Origin of the sequence: Micrococcus cohnii, assembly GCF_014205175.1 — a bacterium.
GTDB lineage: Bacteria > Actinomycetota > Actinomycetes > Actinomycetales > Micrococcaceae > Micrococcus > Micrococcus cohnii.
This window is the reverse complement of the sequence record NZ_JACHNA010000001.1, coordinates 721,406-734,640: the sequence shown is the minus strand read 5'-3', so window position 1 is coordinate 734,640 and position 13,235 is coordinate 721,406. Positions and strand designations below refer to the sequence as shown.

Annotated in this window: 12 protein-coding genes, 4 tRNA genes, 1 pseudogene and 1 riboswitch; of the genes and pseudogenes, 5 read left to right on the top strand and 12 right to left on the bottom strand. The window is 72.2% G+C overall.

All coding sequences use genetic code 11. The features are described from left to right. Positions 1-9 precede the first annotated feature (9 nt). The 11 genes and pseudogenes from hisG to HDA30_RS03415 all read right to left on the bottom strand — a co-directional run bounded on the left by hisG (position 10) and on the right by HDA30_RS03415 (position 10,339). The gene (gene hisG, locus HDA30_RS03460; RefSeq protein ID WP_184241103.1) at positions 10-867 is read right to left on the bottom strand and encodes an ATP phosphoribosyltransferase; all 858 of its coding nucleotides are present in this window, start codon (positions 865-867) and stop codon (positions 10-12) included. 25 nt (positions 868-892) lie between these two features. Next, a complete protein-coding gene (locus HDA30_RS03455) occupies positions 893-1,156 on the bottom strand; it encodes a phosphoribosyl-ATP diphosphatase (RefSeq protein WP_158495832.1) in 264 nt (87 codons plus the stop codon). A 29-nt stretch (positions 1,157-1,185) separates the two neighbouring features. Next, positions 1,186-1,674, bottom strand: a complete 489-nt coding sequence (gene ribH / locus HDA30_RS03450) for a 6,7-dimethyl-8-ribityllumazine synthase (RefSeq protein WP_184241102.1) — start codon at positions 1,672-1,674, stop codon at positions 1,186-1,188. Positions 1,675-1,717: 43 nt separating this feature from the next. After that, the gene (gene ribB / locus HDA30_RS03445; protein WP_246418810.1) at positions 1,718-2,944 is read right to left on the bottom strand and encodes a 3,4-dihydroxy-2-butanone-4-phosphate synthase; all 1,227 of its coding nucleotides are present in this window, start codon (positions 2,942-2,944) and stop codon (positions 1,718-1,720) included. 57 nt (positions 2,945-3,001) lie between these two features. Then, positions 3,002-3,571: pseudogene (locus tag HDA30_RS10475) on the bottom strand (riboflavin synthase); the annotation flags it as partial. Positions 3,572-3,580: 9 nt separating this feature from the next. After that, the gene (ribD, locus tag HDA30_RS03440; protein ID WP_184241100.1) at positions 3,581-4,786 is read right to left on the bottom strand and encodes a bifunctional diaminohydroxyphosphoribosylaminopyrimidine deaminase/5-amino-6-(5-phosphoribosylamino)uracil reductase RibD; all 1,206 of its coding nucleotides are present in this window, start codon (positions 4,784-4,786) and stop codon (positions 3,581-3,583) included. Beyond that, the gene (pnuC, locus tag HDA30_RS03435) at positions 4,783-5,481 is read right to left on the bottom strand and encodes a nicotinamide riboside transporter PnuC (RefSeq protein WP_184241099.1); all 699 of its coding nucleotides are present in this window, start codon (positions 5,479-5,481) and stop codon (positions 4,783-4,785) included. Before pnuC ends, ribD begins: the two co-directional genes overlap by 4 nt. 223 nt (positions 5,482-5,704) lie before the next feature. Further along, a riboswitch (FMN riboswitch) is annotated at positions 5,705-5,887 on the bottom strand. Between the two features lie 24 nt (positions 5,888-5,911). Beyond that, entirely contained in the window at positions 5,912-6,607 is a 696-nt protein-coding gene (rpe, locus tag HDA30_RS03430; RefSeq protein ID WP_184241098.1) for a ribulose-phosphate 3-epimerase, read from the bottom strand. Then, the gene (locus HDA30_RS03425; RefSeq protein WP_184241097.1) at positions 6,604-8,301 is read right to left on the bottom strand and encodes an RsmB/NOP family class I SAM-dependent RNA methyltransferase; all 1,698 of its coding nucleotides are present in this window, start codon (positions 8,299-8,301) and stop codon (positions 6,604-6,606) included. Before HDA30_RS03425 ends, rpe begins: the two co-directional genes overlap by 4 nt. Further along, a complete protein-coding gene (locus HDA30_RS03420) occupies positions 8,298-9,368 on the bottom strand; it encodes a methionyl-tRNA formyltransferase (protein WP_246418690.1) in 1,071 nt (356 codons plus the stop codon). Before HDA30_RS03420 ends, HDA30_RS03425 begins: the two co-directional genes overlap by 4 nt. 8 nt (positions 9,369-9,376) lie before the next feature. Further along, positions 9,377-10,339, bottom strand: a complete 963-nt coding sequence (locus HDA30_RS03415) for a cytochrome (RefSeq protein ID WP_246418689.1) — start codon at positions 10,337-10,339, stop codon at positions 9,377-9,379. Positions 10,340-10,498: 159 nt separating this feature from the next. On the opposite strand from HDA30_RS03415, the gene HDA30_RS03410 reads away from it, so the two are divergent. The 4 genes from HDA30_RS03410 (at position 10,499) to HDA30_RS03395 (ending at position 10,910) form a co-directional block, all read left to right on the top strand. After that, positions 10,499-10,572, top strand: a tRNA-Gly gene (locus HDA30_RS03410). A gap of 20 nt (positions 10,573-10,592) precedes the next feature. Further along, a tRNA-Cys gene (locus HDA30_RS03405) sits at positions 10,593-10,663 on the top strand. 60 nt (positions 10,664-10,723) lie between these two features. Beyond that, positions 10,724-10,795: transfer RNA gene (locus tag HDA30_RS03400), tRNA-Val, on the top strand. Between the two features lie 41 nt (positions 10,796-10,836). Then, positions 10,837-10,910, top strand: a tRNA-Gly gene (locus HDA30_RS03395). 53 nt (positions 10,911-10,963) lie between these two features. Here HDA30_RS03395 and zapE read toward each other — a convergent pair. After that, positions 10,964-12,019 (bottom strand): cell division protein ZapE, encoded by a 1,056-nt coding sequence (gene zapE / locus HDA30_RS03390; RefSeq protein ID WP_158495825.1) that lies wholly within the window; start codon positions 12,017-12,019, stop codon positions 10,964-10,966. A gap of 197 nt (positions 12,020-12,216) precedes the next feature. Here zapE and HDA30_RS03385 point away from each other — a divergent pair, with 197 nt between their 5' ends. Next, positions 12,217-13,125 carry a sulfurtransferase gene (locus tag HDA30_RS03385; RefSeq protein ID WP_158495824.1) on the top strand — a complete coding sequence of 303 codons (909 nt, stop codon included), beginning with the start codon at positions 12,217-12,219 and terminating at the stop codon, positions 13,123-13,125. Positions 13,126-13,235 lie beyond the last annotated feature (110 nt).

Below are 13,235 nucleotides of genomic sequence, written 5' to 3'. Positions count from 1 at the left end.
CGGGCGGGGTCAGAGGCGGATCGCGTGGATCTCGGAGACGAGGATGGCCCGCGCGCCGATCTCATACAGCTCGTCCATGACGCGGTGCACATCCTCGATCGGCACCATCGAGCGCACGGCCACCATGGACTCGTCCCGCAGCGGCGAGACGGTCGGCGACTCGAGGCCCGGTGTGGCGGCCGTGGCGCGTTCGAGCAGATCACGACGCACGTCGTAGTCGATCATCGCCCAGCGCCGGGCCACCAGGACGCCCTGCAGCCGACGCAGCAGCACATCGAGCCCGGCAGGACGGTCCCGGTCGGGACGGCGGCGGCCGATCATGACGGCCTCGGACTCCATGATCGGCGCGCCGAAGGTCTCCATGCCGGCCGCGCGCAGGGTGTTGCCGGTCTCGACGACGTCGGCGATCGCGTCGGCGACCCCGAGGCTGACAGCGGACTCGACGGCGCCGTCCAGGTGGACGATCTTCGCGTCCAGGCCCGTGCGCGCGAGGTAGTCGGCGAGCAGTCCGTCGTACGTGGTCGCGATGCGCCGGCCCCGCAGCTGTTCGGCATCGGTGAACGCCCCGACCGGTGCGGCCAGGCGGAAGGTCGACTTCGCGAACCCCAGGGCCATGATCTCCTCGGCGGAGTCGTCGACCCGGGCATCAGCGAACAGGTCGCGGCCGGTCAGTCCCACATCCAGCGAGCCCTGGCCGACGTAGACCGCGATGTCGCGAGGACGCAGGTAGAAGAACTCGACGTGGTTCTCCGGGTCGACGAGCACCAGTTCTCTCGCGTCCCGGCGCTGACGGTAGCCGGCCTCGCGCAGCATCTGGATGGCGAGCTCGGACAGGGCCCCCTTGTTGGGGACGGCGATGCGCAGCATGTCTTCGGCTCCTTTGCGGGCGGTCTCAGAGGTGGCGGTACACATCGTCGAGATCGAGCCCGCGAGCCAGCAGCATCACCTGCAGGTGATACAGCAGCTGCGAGGCTTCCTCGGCGAGGGCGTCGTCGGACTCGTGTTCAGCGGCCATCCACACCTCGGCGGCCTCCTCGACGATCTTCTTGCCGATCGCGTGCACACCGGCGTCCAGCCGCGCCACGGTGCCCGATCCCTCGGGGCGCTCGACGGCGGTGCGGGTCAACTCGGCGAACAGCTCGTCAAAGGTCTTCACCGGGCCGAGACTACCCAGCCGCGTCGCGGTCAGGACAGCTCGGGCTTCGTGTGACGTCGCAGGGTCAGTTCCGTGAGCAGGGCCGCATCGAGAGCTTCGCGGCCCTTGTCCTCGCTCGAGCCGGGGAGGCCGGCGCGGTCGATCGCCTGCTGTTCGTCATCCACCGTGAGCACACCGAATCCGACGGGCACCCCCGTGCGCACCGCCACCTGCGTGACGCCCTGGGTGACGGACTGGCAGACGTAGTCGAAGTGCGGGGTGTCGCCACGGACCACGACGCCCAGCACGACGACGGCGTCGAAGGCCGGGGCGAGCCGAGCCGCGGCGACGCTGAGCTCGACGGTGCCGGGCACGCGCACCAGCTCGGTGTCGGCGCCGGCGTGTGCAGCGGCGTTCAGGGCGCCGTCGATCAGGCCGGACATGATCCGTTCGTGCCACTGCGCGGCCACGACGGCCACGCGCAGCCCGGCGGCGGCGTCCTTCTGCAGGGTGGGGGCGGGCTGACCTGCGGTGCTCATGCGTGCTCCTTCTGGTGGGTTGTGTGGCTGCCTGGTGTGCGGCTCAGTCGAGCCCGGGCACGGTGTGGCCCATGCGGTCGCGTTTGGTCCGCAGATAGGCGAGGTTGTGCTCGGTGACAGGGGCGGGGGCGGGCAGCAGCTCGACGATGTCGATGCCATGCTCACGCAGCCCGTCGGCCTTGGCGGGATTGTTGGTGACCAGTCGGATCCGCTCGAGCCCCGCGGCGCGCAGCACGGCGGCGGCCCCGGCCCAGTCCCGGGCGTCCGCGGGCAGGCCGAGGTCGAGGTTCGCATCGACCGTGTCGCGCCCGGCGTCCTGCAGCGCGTAGGCCCGCAGCTTGGCGGCCAGACCGATGCCGCGGCCCTCGTGTCCACGCACGTAGAGCACGGCTCCGCCGGTGCGCGCGGTCTGCTCGAGCGCGTGCTGCAGCTGGGGGCCGCAGTCGCAGCGCAGCGAGCCGAACGCGTCGCCGGTCAGGCACTCGGAGTGCACACGAACCACGTCGGGCGCGCCGGAGTCGCCGACGGGTTCGACCGGGCGCAGCAGCACATGCTCGACGCCGGTGGCCGCGTCGCGGTGCGCGCTGACGCGCAGCTGGCCGTGCTTCGTGGGCAGCAGAGCGTCCTCGGTCGAGTCGACACCGCTCAGATGGGCCTGCAGATCCTCGATCGAGATCAGGGCCAGAGCGTGGTCGTCGGCGAAGCGACGCAGCGCCGGCAGGCGCATCATGGTCCCGTCGTCGTGGGTGAGCTCGGCGATGGCCGCCACCGGCGGCAGCCCCGCCAGACGGCAGAGCTCGACACCGGCCTCCGTGTGTCCTGACCGCTGCGCGACTCCGCCGTCGACCGCCCGCAGCGGGAACACGTGTCCTGGACGGGTGAGATCGGCCGGTGCGCTCTGCGCTCCGGCCAGCACTCGCAGGGTGCGGGCGCGGTCGGCGGCGCTGATGCCGGTGGTGACCCCCGCCGCCGCGTCGACAGAGACGGTGTACGCGGTGCCCTTGGGGTCCTGGTTCGTCGCGGTCATGGGCGGCAGCTCAAGACGGTCGGCGACCGCACCGGGCATCGGCGCGCACAGCACGCCGGAGGTGTGCCGGATCGTGAACGCGGTGACCTCGTCGGTGGCCAGGGCCGCGGCGAAGACGATGTCGCCCTCATTCTCCCGGTCCTCATCGTCCACCACGATCACGGGCCGGCCCGCGGCGAGCTGTTCGACGGCCCGGTCCACGCCGTCGAGCCGCACCGGCTCGGAGGACGGGATCTGCGTCATGCGCTCGGCGTAGCGGGCCATGACGTCGGTCTCGAGATTGACGCGATCGCCGGGGGCCAGGGCGCCGAGGACCGTGGCCTCGAGGGTCGCGGGGATCAATCCCACCTCGAACCAGTGCCGCCGCTGCGACGGCGCGGAGACCGCCGTGACGGTCAGGGAGACGCCCTGCACCGTGATCGCACCCTGAGCGGGGATCACGCGGGCCAGCTCGTCCGGAACGGCGACGCGCACGCGCCGCCAGGCACCCTCGTCGGCGACCTGTGCCACCGTGCCCACCCCGTCGACGTGGCCCTGGACGATGTGCCCGTCGATGTGGTCGGTCGGGCGCAGACACCGTTCGAGGTTCACCCGGTCACCGGGGCTCAGCTCGCCCAGGGCCGTCATCCGCAGAGTCTGGCCCATCAGATCGGCGCGGAACAGGCCGTCGTCGGGCGCGCTGTCGGGCGCCGACGGGTCGGCGTCCTGTGGCACGGAGGTCAAGCACACCCCGTTCACGGCCAGCGAGCCGCCCTCGGGCAGTCCCGCGGCCGCCCCCGCCGTGTCCAGCACGAGGACGGCGGTGTCGGACTGCTCGTCCTGCTGGAGCGCGACGACGGTGCCGATGTGGGTGATGATCCCGGTGAACATGGTGCTCCTTCAGCGTGCGGACGGCGTGGGGTCGGGGGCGGAGGCGTCGGTGTCGGACGCGGCGGATGTGGCGGGCTCATCGCCCGGTGTGGTGTCGGCGGGACGCAGGTGCGTCCAGACGTCCGGGCCGAGCGCGCGCACCGGGCCGGACTCGGATTCGTCGGGGAGGAACCGGTGCCCGGCGGTCAGGGTGGGCACGTCCAGCCCCTCGAGGGCCCGCAGACCGGCGCCGAGCAGCAGCGGCGCGGTGTACACGTGCATCTCGTCGATGAGACCCGCTTCGATCCACGCGGCCAGCACACGGGGCCCGCCTTCGAGCATCACGTGTTCGCAGCGCCCGGTCCGCCAGGGTCCCTCGTGCGCGGACAGGGCGGCGAGCACCGCCTCGGGCTCGTGCACAGGCACGTGCAGGTGCCCCCGCGGATGGGTGCGCACGGCCGCCGCCGCGGGGATCGCGCGCCGACCGACGATGACCGGCAGCGGCTGGTGCTCGGCCGTGGTTCCGTCCGGGCGTCGAGCTGTCAGGCGCGGATCGTCGGCCAGCAGGGTGCCGGTGCCGACGACGATCGCATCGGCCCGAGCACGCACCCGGTGGGAGTGCTCGCGCGCCGGAGCCGAGGTGATCCACCGGCTGGTGCCGTCGGCCGCCGCCGCACATCCGTCGAGGGACTGGGCCAGATGCGCCGTGACCCAGGGGCGGGCCTGGTCCCGCACCTCGCGCCAGCGGCGGGTGAGCTCCTCGGCGCCGGCATGCCCCGTCGGCCCCTCGACCCGCACACCGGCCGCGCGCAGGCGGGCCGCTCCCCCGCCCTGGTCGCCGGTGGCGTCCGGCACGGCATAGACGCAGCGGCCGATGCCCGCGTCGATGACGGCCTGGGAGCAGGGGCCGGTGCGGCCGTGATGATCGCACGGCTCGAGGGTGACGTGGAGGGTGCAGCCGGCCAGGGCGATCGATGCCAGGGCAGCGTCCTCGGCACGTGCGCGACGCAGGGCCTGCAGCGCCGCGATCTCGGCGTGCGGGGTGCCCGCGCCGGCATGATGGCCGACGGCCAGGACGGTGCCGTCCGGGGCGGTGACGACCGCGCCGACGAGCGGGGTGGCCCCGCGCACGCCGCGCAGGGCCGCACGCACGGCCAGGTCCATGGCCCGTGCGTCCGGTTCGGCCGCCGTCGCGGCGAGTGCCGCGGCGCGAGGGTCCGTGTGCGCGCCGGTCATCGCGGACCGTCCGGCAGCAACGTCTCGGCGGCGGGCTTCTCACGGTCCTTCGCCCGCAGCCACACGAAGAAGCCGGTGAAGGTGAACAGCCCGTAGACCAGGTACATCACCGCGCTGGCGTAGTAGCCGCTGCTCCACAGCAGCGGCACGCCCACGACGTCGACGGCGACCCACACCAGCCAGAACTCGACCCAGCCGCGGGCCATGCCCCAGGTCGCCAGCAGCGATCCGACGAAGGTCCACGCGTCCGCCCACACCGGCTCCCACGAGCCCAGGGCACGGAACACGGGGGTCAGCGCCACGGTCCCGACGAGCATGCCGAGCACCAGGAACGCGCGACCGCCCCACCCGGCCCATGCGGGGGTGATGGCCTTCGCATCGGCAGCCCTGCCGCGGCGGGCCTGCCGCCAGCGGAGCCACCCGTACACCGAGACCGCGATGAACATCACCTGCCGGCCGGCCTGTCCGAGCAGCGTCGCGGTGTCCTCAGCGCCGAACAGCGACGACAGGAAGACGGTCAGCAGGATCAGATTGCCGGCGATGCCGACGGGCCAGGCCCAGACGCGGCGGGCCATCCCGCCGAGGGCGGAGGCCAGACCGAACAGGTTGCCGACGACCTCACGCACCAGCAGACCGCCTCCGGCCACCGGAATCGTCCAGTGGAAGACGTCGACGAACGCCTGGACCGGGTCCATGGTCTCTCCTCCTCGCAGCGAATGCGTCGTCCGGCTGCGGGGAGCGATGCGGAGGGGAGAAGCCGGGCAGGCAGGTCGCCGCCGCAGTGACGGTCGGCGGTGCCGACGCCCTGCCCTCTGGCGTGGACCCGACGGTCCCGGCATGCGCTCGATCCACCGGACCGAGCCACAGGACCCTCGCCTGCCGCGGACGAGACCTCGCACGGGTACGCGGCATCGTCCGCCTCGTGCTTCTCCCATCCAGACTCTGACTGTCGGCATCGGAATTCCACCGATTCGGCCTCGCCGCCTCTCGGTTCGCCGACCCGTCCCGTCGCCGAGACCGCGCCGTGCGTGCCGAGACGCCGCGCGAGGTTCGCGGGCTGTCACCGCCGGTTCGGACTTCCACCGACCCCGGAGCACGAAATTGCTTGGGCGTCAGTATGCCACCTCAGCTGCACGGTGCGGCACGCCCGTCGGCGAGTTCGCGCAGGGCGAGCACGGCGGCCTCGGGGTCGGCGGCCCCGTAGACGGCGGAGCCGGCCACGAACACGTCGGCTCCGGCCTCGGCCGCGCGGCGGATCGTCTCGGCGTTGACTCCTCCGTCGACCTGCACGGCAACCCGGGCACCGGTGTCGTCGATGGCCCGGCGGGCGGCGCGGATCTTCGGCAGCACCAGGTCCAGGAACGCCTGGCCACCGAAGCCCGGCTCGACGCTCATCACCACAAGCGTGTCGATCTCCTCCAGCAGTGGCAGCCAGGGGTCGATCGCGGTGGCGGGGTTCACGGCCAGACCCGCCTGGGCCCCGCGAGCGCGCAGCTCGCGGGCCAGTCGCACCGGTGCAGCCGCCGCCTCCGCGTGGAACGTGACGGAAGCGGCGCCGGCGTCGGCGTACCCGGGGGCCCACCGGTCGGGGTCCTCGATCATCAGGTGCACGTCCAGGGGTGCGGTCGTGGCGCGTGCCAGCGCTTCGACCACCGGCCTGCCGAGAGTCAGGTTCGGCACAAAGTGCCCGTCCATCACGTCGACGTGGACGGCGTCGGCTGACCGCACACGGTCGAGCTCGGCGCCCAGCCGCGCGAAGTCCGCCGACAGAATCGAGGGGTGGATGCGGGCCCGCGCGGCACGCTGTGCGCGGACGCTCATGTCCGCCTCGCGCGGAACAGGGCCAGGAACATGGCGTCGGTGGCGTGCTCGTGGGGCCAGAGCTGCGCGGTGAGCCGACCGGCGTCCGCCACGCGCTCAGGGCCGCCGCGCCCCGGCGCCGCGTCCGAGGTTATGGCGGGCAGGTACAGCGGACCGGCCGCGACCGCCTGCAACGCCGCCTTCGCGTCGAGCTGCTCGAGCCCGTCGTGCCGGTGCAGCAGGTCCTGCACCTGGATGATCGTCTCGGCCGGGTGCGGCGAGCACGTCACATAGGCCAGCACGCCCCCGGGGGCGAGCGCTGCGACGGCCGAGTCGAGCAGCTGGGCCTGCAGGTCCGTGAGCTCGACCAGGTCTGCGGCGGTGCGCCGCCAGCGCGACTCGGGCCGCCGCCGCAGCGCACCCAGACCCGTACAGGGCGCGTCGACGAGGATCCGGTCGAAGGCACCGGGCTGATCCGCGCCGACCTGCCGCCCGTCGCCGTGCCGGACGCTCCAGACGCCGGACGGCACCGGCGTCAGGGCGTGCTCGACCAGACGAGCGCGGTGCTCAGAGACCTCGTTCGCCGTCAACCGCGCTCCCCGCTGGGCCGCCAACGCGCCGAGCAGCGCGGCCTTGCCGCCGGGGCCGGCGCACAGGTCCAGCCAGTGCTCGCTCGGACCATCCGGGCCGGGCCGGCCTGCGTGCCCGGCCGGTGCGGCGTCCTGCCCCGCAGCGGTGTCCCCCGGCGCGCTGAGGGGGACGGCCGCGAGCGCGCGGGCCGTCAGCTGCGAGCCGACGTCCTGCACCCGGACGGTCCCGGCCTCGACGCCGGGCAGGCGGGCCGCGTCGCCGCCGGAGTACAGCGCCGCGTCCGGGCCGATCGGGCTCGGCTCGGCCCCGGCCTCGAGCACCGGGGACAGCTCCCCCAGCCCGGGCAGGGCCACCAGATTGAGGACCGGCGCCGCGTTGTCGGCCTCGAGCAGCGCGGGCAGGCTCGCGGCGTCCGCACCGTGCGCGACCAGGGCCTGACGCAGGGCCCGAACGATCCAGGCCGGATGCGAGTAGCGCACCGCGAGCGCGTCGTCTGTTCCGGACGCGGGGGCGACCGTCTCGGTCCACTCCTCGCGGTCCCGCTCGCTCACCCGGCGCAGCACGGCGTTGACGAACCCGGAGGGACCGGCGCCGATCTGCTCACGCACGAGGGCCACGGTGGCGTCCAGGGCGGCGTGTGCCGGCACGCGCATGCCGAGCAGCTGGTGGGCTCCCAGGCGCAACGCGTCCAGCACGGGCGGATCGAGCTCGGCCAGCGGGCGGTCGACGCACTCGGCGAGCACCGCGTCGTACAGCCCGATCCCGCGCAGGGTCCCGTAGGTGAGCTCGGTCGCGAACCCGGCGTCGCGACGGTCCAGCCGACGACGCTGCAGGCGCGGGGGCAGCACGAGGTTCGCATAGGCGTCCTCGGCGTGGACGGCGCGAACCACCTCGTAGGCCACGAGTCGTGCCGGGTCGGCTCGACGACTGCGCTGGGAGGGCGCGGAGGCCGAGTACCTCCGGCCCTGACCCGAGCGGCCACGGTTGCGGGTGCGGCCAGAGGCATCGCGGTTGTCCTGGCGCCGCGGGCCGCTCGGCCGACCCGTCGAGCCACTGCCGCCGGCGGGGCGGTCTCGGTTCGCGTCGCCGGAGCGACCGGCTCGTCTGTTCGTGTGCTTGCTCATGCGCGTCTGGTCTCCTCGCTGGGTCCGTCGGTGGCGGCGCCGTCGGTGGCTCCCCGGCGATCGGCGAGCTCGTCGCCGCAGAGCAGCCGGGCTCCCGCAGGACGGCCGTTGGCCCAATCGCGGGCCGGCATCAGCTTCTTGCCGGCGGGCTTGACCCGGTCCAAGCGCAGGGCCCCGGTCCCCGTCCGCAGCCAGGTCCGTGCGGCCGCCACCTCGAGCGCACCCGTCGCGGCGCTGCGCACCGAGTCCGGCAGCTCGTCCTCGCTCACGGGGTGGGCGCCGACGAGCGTGAAGCGGGTCGGCTCCGCGTCCGGCGCGTCGGTGGCGAGCCAGCCCCAGGCGCCGGGCTCGGGTGTCACCCCGTTGGCGTGCGCGGCCACGCGGTGCGCCTCCCCCGACGGGTCGATCAGACCGTCGAGGTGGGTCAACTTCGGTGCATGGCTCGGCTCTCCGACCTGCGGCGCGGCCTGGGCTGTGCCGTCGGCCAGCTCGTCGAGCACACGCGTGCACAGCGGGGCCCCCGCGACGGCCAGGTCCGTGAGAATCTCTCCGGCGGTCTCCCCGGGCGCGATCGGCCGGCTGACCCGGCCAAAGACCGGGCCGGTGTCCAGACCCTGCTCGATCTGGAACACGACCGCGTCGATGCTCTCCTCCCCGGACATCACGGCGTGCTGCACGGGGGAAGCGCCGCGATAGGCCGGCAACGCCGAGAAGTGCAGGTTCAGCCAGCCCAGACGCGGCAGCCTCAGCAGGTCAGCGGGCACCAGGGCGCCATAGGCCACGACCAGCACGACGTCGGGGGTGATCTCTCGGAGCCGTTCGACGGCCGAGGCCGAGCCGTCGCCGCGAAGGCGGGCGGCTTTGACCGTCTCCACACCGAGCTGCTCGGCGCGTGCCGCGACGGGTGAGGGGGTGAGCACCCGGCGTCTGCCCCGCGGGGCGTCGGGGCGGGTGAGAACGCCGACGAGCTCGTGCCGGGAGTCGGCGACGGCCTCGAGCACCGGCACGGCCACCTCGGGGGTGCCGGCCACGAGCACGCGCAGCGGTGCCGAATCAGTCTCGGGCATGGGTGTGGTCATCCTTCCTGCGGTGCGGACTCGGGTGAGCCGGAGGCGACGGTCGCGGCGCCCGGATCGGCCGGACTCGTCGGCGCCGGTGAACCGGACGCAGACGTCGAGCTCTCCGACGCGGCGACGGTCGTCGGCGGCGGACCGATGATGCCGAGCGCCGGGCCCGCCTGAACGGTCTGCTCCTGATGCTTCCACACCTGCCGCAGCGCCCAGAACTTGTGCCAGTGCTGCTTCAGGACGGCGGGATTGGCCTGGTGGACCGCGACCTCGGTCTCGCCCAGGGCGACGCCGAGCAGCATCTGCGCGCCGCCGTGCGCCCACGGCTCCCACGTGCCGGCCTCCGCGTCGACGAGTGACTCCTCCGCTTTGAGGCCGGCCACCAGCTGCATGACGACCTTCGCATCGAGCGGCTTCACGCGTCCGTCGCGGCCGGTCGTCTTGGTCTTGAAGTCGATCAGGCACAGTCGTCCGCCGATGCGCGCCACCAGGTCCAAGGTGCCGGCGTAGCCCACGGAGTGGTTCCACACCGTCACTTCGGCCGCGAGGGGTTCGACGCCATAGAGGTCCCACCACTCGTCGAAACGGTCCGCATAAGCCCCCTCCCCGTGGTGCAGCAGCGCCTGACGCGCCTCGGCCATGCGGTGCGGTCGCCCGAGATGGCGCAGCGAGACCTGCTCGGCGTAGTCGTGTACGCGGTCACCTCGCTCGGCGGCCTGATCGCGGTAGGCCGCGGCCGCGTCCGCCGCGGAGCGTGCGATCTGCCGCAGCCGACCGGAGGAGCCCACGGCCTCGGGCAGGCGCGGGTCATTGACAGCGGCACTGGCCGCCATCCACCCCACCCAGCCGTCGAGGTCGGGGCGCTCGACGCCGATCACCGTGGTGATCGAGGGGACCTGCGGTTCGCCTCCGACCCGTCGGGCGTACATGCGGCCGCGGTCCGTGGCGTGGGCGAGTCGTGGCTGGGTCATGGCACGTCATTCTGGCAAAGACGCGGACTGGCGACGCTCGATTTGGCACTCGCTCTGGACATGGTCTAGAGTTCTTTCTCGTTGGAAATCGCGGGAAGCGGTTCGGCCGGGAGGTCGAGATCACGCCGAGAGGCGAGATACGCAGAACGCATCTGACACGCGGATGTAGCTCAGCTGGCTAGAGCGCCACCTTGCCATGGTGGAGGTCGCGAGTTCGAATCTCGTCATCCGCTCGCAATACCTTTTCACCCCTGGTCGGGTGGCCGAGAGGCGAGGCAGCGGCCTGCAAAGCCGTATACGCGGGTTCGAATCCCGTCCCGACCTCGCACGGCCCGCCAGAGATGAGCGGTGTTGCACAGTTTGTCGGCACCTCGGTGTTGATGAGCGCGATTGGCGCAGCGGTAGCGCGCTTCCCTGACACGGAAGAGGTCACTGGTTCGAACCCAGTATCGCGCACGGACCGTCTCCCCTCGGTGGAGACGCCCACAAGTGAATACGCGGATGTAGCTCAGCTGGCTAGAGCGCCACCTTGCCATGGTGGAGGTCGCGAGTTCGAATCTCGTCATCCGCTCCGAGCAAGGGGCCGGGTCTCGTCGCCATGACGAGGCCCGGCCCCTTCGTCGTTCACTTCTCCTCGGCGACGCCGAGCTGTCCCTCACGCACCAGCGCGGTCATTCGGGACACGGTGCGGAAGTACTTCTTCATGTACCCGCCGTGCATCATCTCGCTCGTGAACAGCTGGTCGAAGGGAACGCCGGAGGCCACCACGGGGACGTCCTTGTCGTAGAGGCGGTCGGCGAACACGACGAAACGCAGCGCAGTGGCCTGTTCGGTGATCGTATGCACATCGTGCAGGGCGATGACGTCCACGTCCTTGACCAGCTCGCGGTAGCGCGAGGGGTGTACACGGGAGAGCATGGCGGTCAGATCCGCGAAGTCGTCGACCGCCAGCACACCCGCGTCCGGGACGCTGCGCCGGGCGGTGGCCACGACCTCCTCGTCGGGCAACGGGGCCGGCGGGGCATCGAGATCGCGGTGCCGGTAGTCCTCACCGTCCACCCGGATGACCTCGAACTGGTCGGAGAGGACCTGGATCTCGCGTTTGAAGTCCTGCGCGGCGAATCGCCCCTCGCCCAGCGACCCGGGCAGGGTGTTCGAGGTGGCCACCAGGCGCACGCCGGCGTCCGCCAGCTCGCGCATCAGGCGCGACATGAGCACGGTGTCGCCCGGATCGTCGAGCTCGAACTCGTCGATGCACACCAGCGTGTACTCCTTGAGCACGTCGACGGTCTTGCGGAACGAGAGCGCACCGACGAGGTTCGTGTACTCGACGAACGTGCCGAACGCCTTGGGCCCCGGCGCGGCATGCCAGGTGGAGGCCAGCAGGTGGGTCTTGCCGACGCCGAAGCCGCCGTCCAGATAGATCCCGGCCGGCTGCGTCGACCGCTTCTTCCCACCGAACAGACCGCCGAACAGGCCCCCGGAGCCGCCGCGACCGGCCAGCGCCCCGCTGAACGCCCGCAACCGCTCGACGGCCTCGCGCTGCGAGGGATGCGCCGGATCCGGGATATAGGTGTCGAAGGACACCTCACCGAAACGGTAGGAGGGATGGAACCCGGCCAGCAGCTCGTCTGCCGACACCTGCGGGGAACGCTCCGAGAGGCGAACAGTCTGGGTCACGTACTGACTCCGTCCTTGTGCGGGGTGTGGATACCGGTTCACTGTACCGCCCGTCATACAAGGACACAGTGGCCCCGGTCTTAGGCCCCCCTACCCCATTACGTCGCATACGTGTGGCGTAATCTGAGCAACGGAGTACGGCCGGACGGTCGTCCGCATCGCCGGCGCCCCGCGCCCCGACCGAGAGGTGGAACATCATGACCGAGACCAACGCCGAGTTCACCCAGCCCGACTTCTCGCAGTACGCCCATCCCGAGAAGCTCGTGTCGACGCAGTGGGTCGCCGACCACATCGGCGATGACGGCGTCGTCGTCCTGGAGTCGAACGAGGACACCCTGCTCTACTCGACCGGCCACATCCCCGGGGCCGTGAAGATCGACTGGCACACCGAGCTGAACGACCCGGTCACCCGTGACTTCGTTGACGCGGAGGACTTCGCCGCGCTGGCCGGCTCCAAGGGCATCGGCCGCGACACCACCGTGGTCATCTACGGCGACAAGTCGAACTGGTGGGCCGCCTACGCGCTGTGGGTGTTCACGCTGTACGGCCACCAGGATGTGCGCCTGATGGACGGTGGCCGGGACAAGTGGATCGCTGAGGGCCGAGAGACCACCCGCGATGTGCCCGAGGTCTCCGCCGCCGAGTACCCCGTGGTGCAGCGCGACGATTCGACCGACCGCGCCGCGCGCGAGGACGTGCTGGCGGCGATCGGCACCACTCCCCTGGTCGACGTGCGCTCCCCCAAGGAGTACACCGGCGAGACCACCCACATGGACGGCTACCCGCAGGAGGGCACCCTGCGCGGCGGGCACATCCCGACCGCCGCCTCCGTGCCGTGGGCGAAGGCGGCTAACGAGGACAACACCTTCAAGTCCCGCGCCGAGCTTGAGGCCATCTACCGCGACCAGGCCGGCCTGGGCTCGACCGACCAGGTGATCGCGTACTGCCGCATCGGCGAGCGGTCCTCGCACACGTGGTTCGTGCTCAAGTACCTGCTCGGTTACGAGAACGTCCGCAACTACGACGGCTCGTGGACCGAGTGGGGCAACGGCGTGCGACTGCCCATCGCGGTCGGCGAGCAGCCGGGCCAGGCGCCGCAGCGCTGACGCGCGCAGCACCCGCCCGCTGCCGCAGCAGCTGGACCCGCAGGGCCGGCACCCCGTGGAGGGTGCCGGCCCTGCGTGTGTTCCCGACCGTTCCTCTGCGGCGGCCGGGC

Coding starts and splice junctions, on each gene's coding strand:
- hisG (WP_184241103.1), bottom strand. CDS start 867: ATGCTGCGCATCGCCGTCCCCAACAAGGGGGCCCTGTCCGAGCTCGCC.
- ribH (WP_184241102.1), bottom strand. CDS start 1,674: ATGAGCACCGCAGGTCAGCCCGCCCCCACCCTGCAGAAGGACGCCGCC.
- ribB (WP_246418810.1), bottom strand. CDS start 2,944: ATGACGCAGATCCCGTCCTCCGAGCCGGTGCGGCTCGACGGCGTGGAC.
- ribD (WP_184241100.1), bottom strand. CDS start 4,786: ATGACCGGCGCGCACACGGACCCTCGCGCCGCGGCACTCGCCGCGACG.
- pnuC (WP_184241099.1), bottom strand. CDS start 5,481: ATGGACCCGGTCCAGGCGTTCGTCGACGTCTTCCACTGGACGATTCCG.
- rpe (WP_184241098.1), bottom strand. CDS start 6,607: ATGAGCGTCCGCGCACAGCGTGCCGCGCGGGCCCGCATCCACCCCTCG.
- HDA30_RS03425 (WP_184241097.1), bottom strand. CDS start 8,301: ATGAGCAAGCACACGAACAGACGAGCCGGTCGCTCCGGCGACGCGAAC.
- HDA30_RS03420 (WP_246418690.1), bottom strand. CDS start 9,368: ATGCCCGAGACTGATTCGGCACCGCTGCGCGTGCTCGTGGCCGGCACC.
- HDA30_RS03415 (WP_246418689.1), bottom strand. CDS start 10,339: ATGACCCAGCCACGACTCGCCCACGCCACGGACCGCGGCCGCATGTAC.
- HDA30_RS03385 (WP_158495824.1), top strand. CDS start 12,217: ATGACCGAGACCAACGCCGAGTTCACCCAGCCCGACTTCTCGCAGTAC.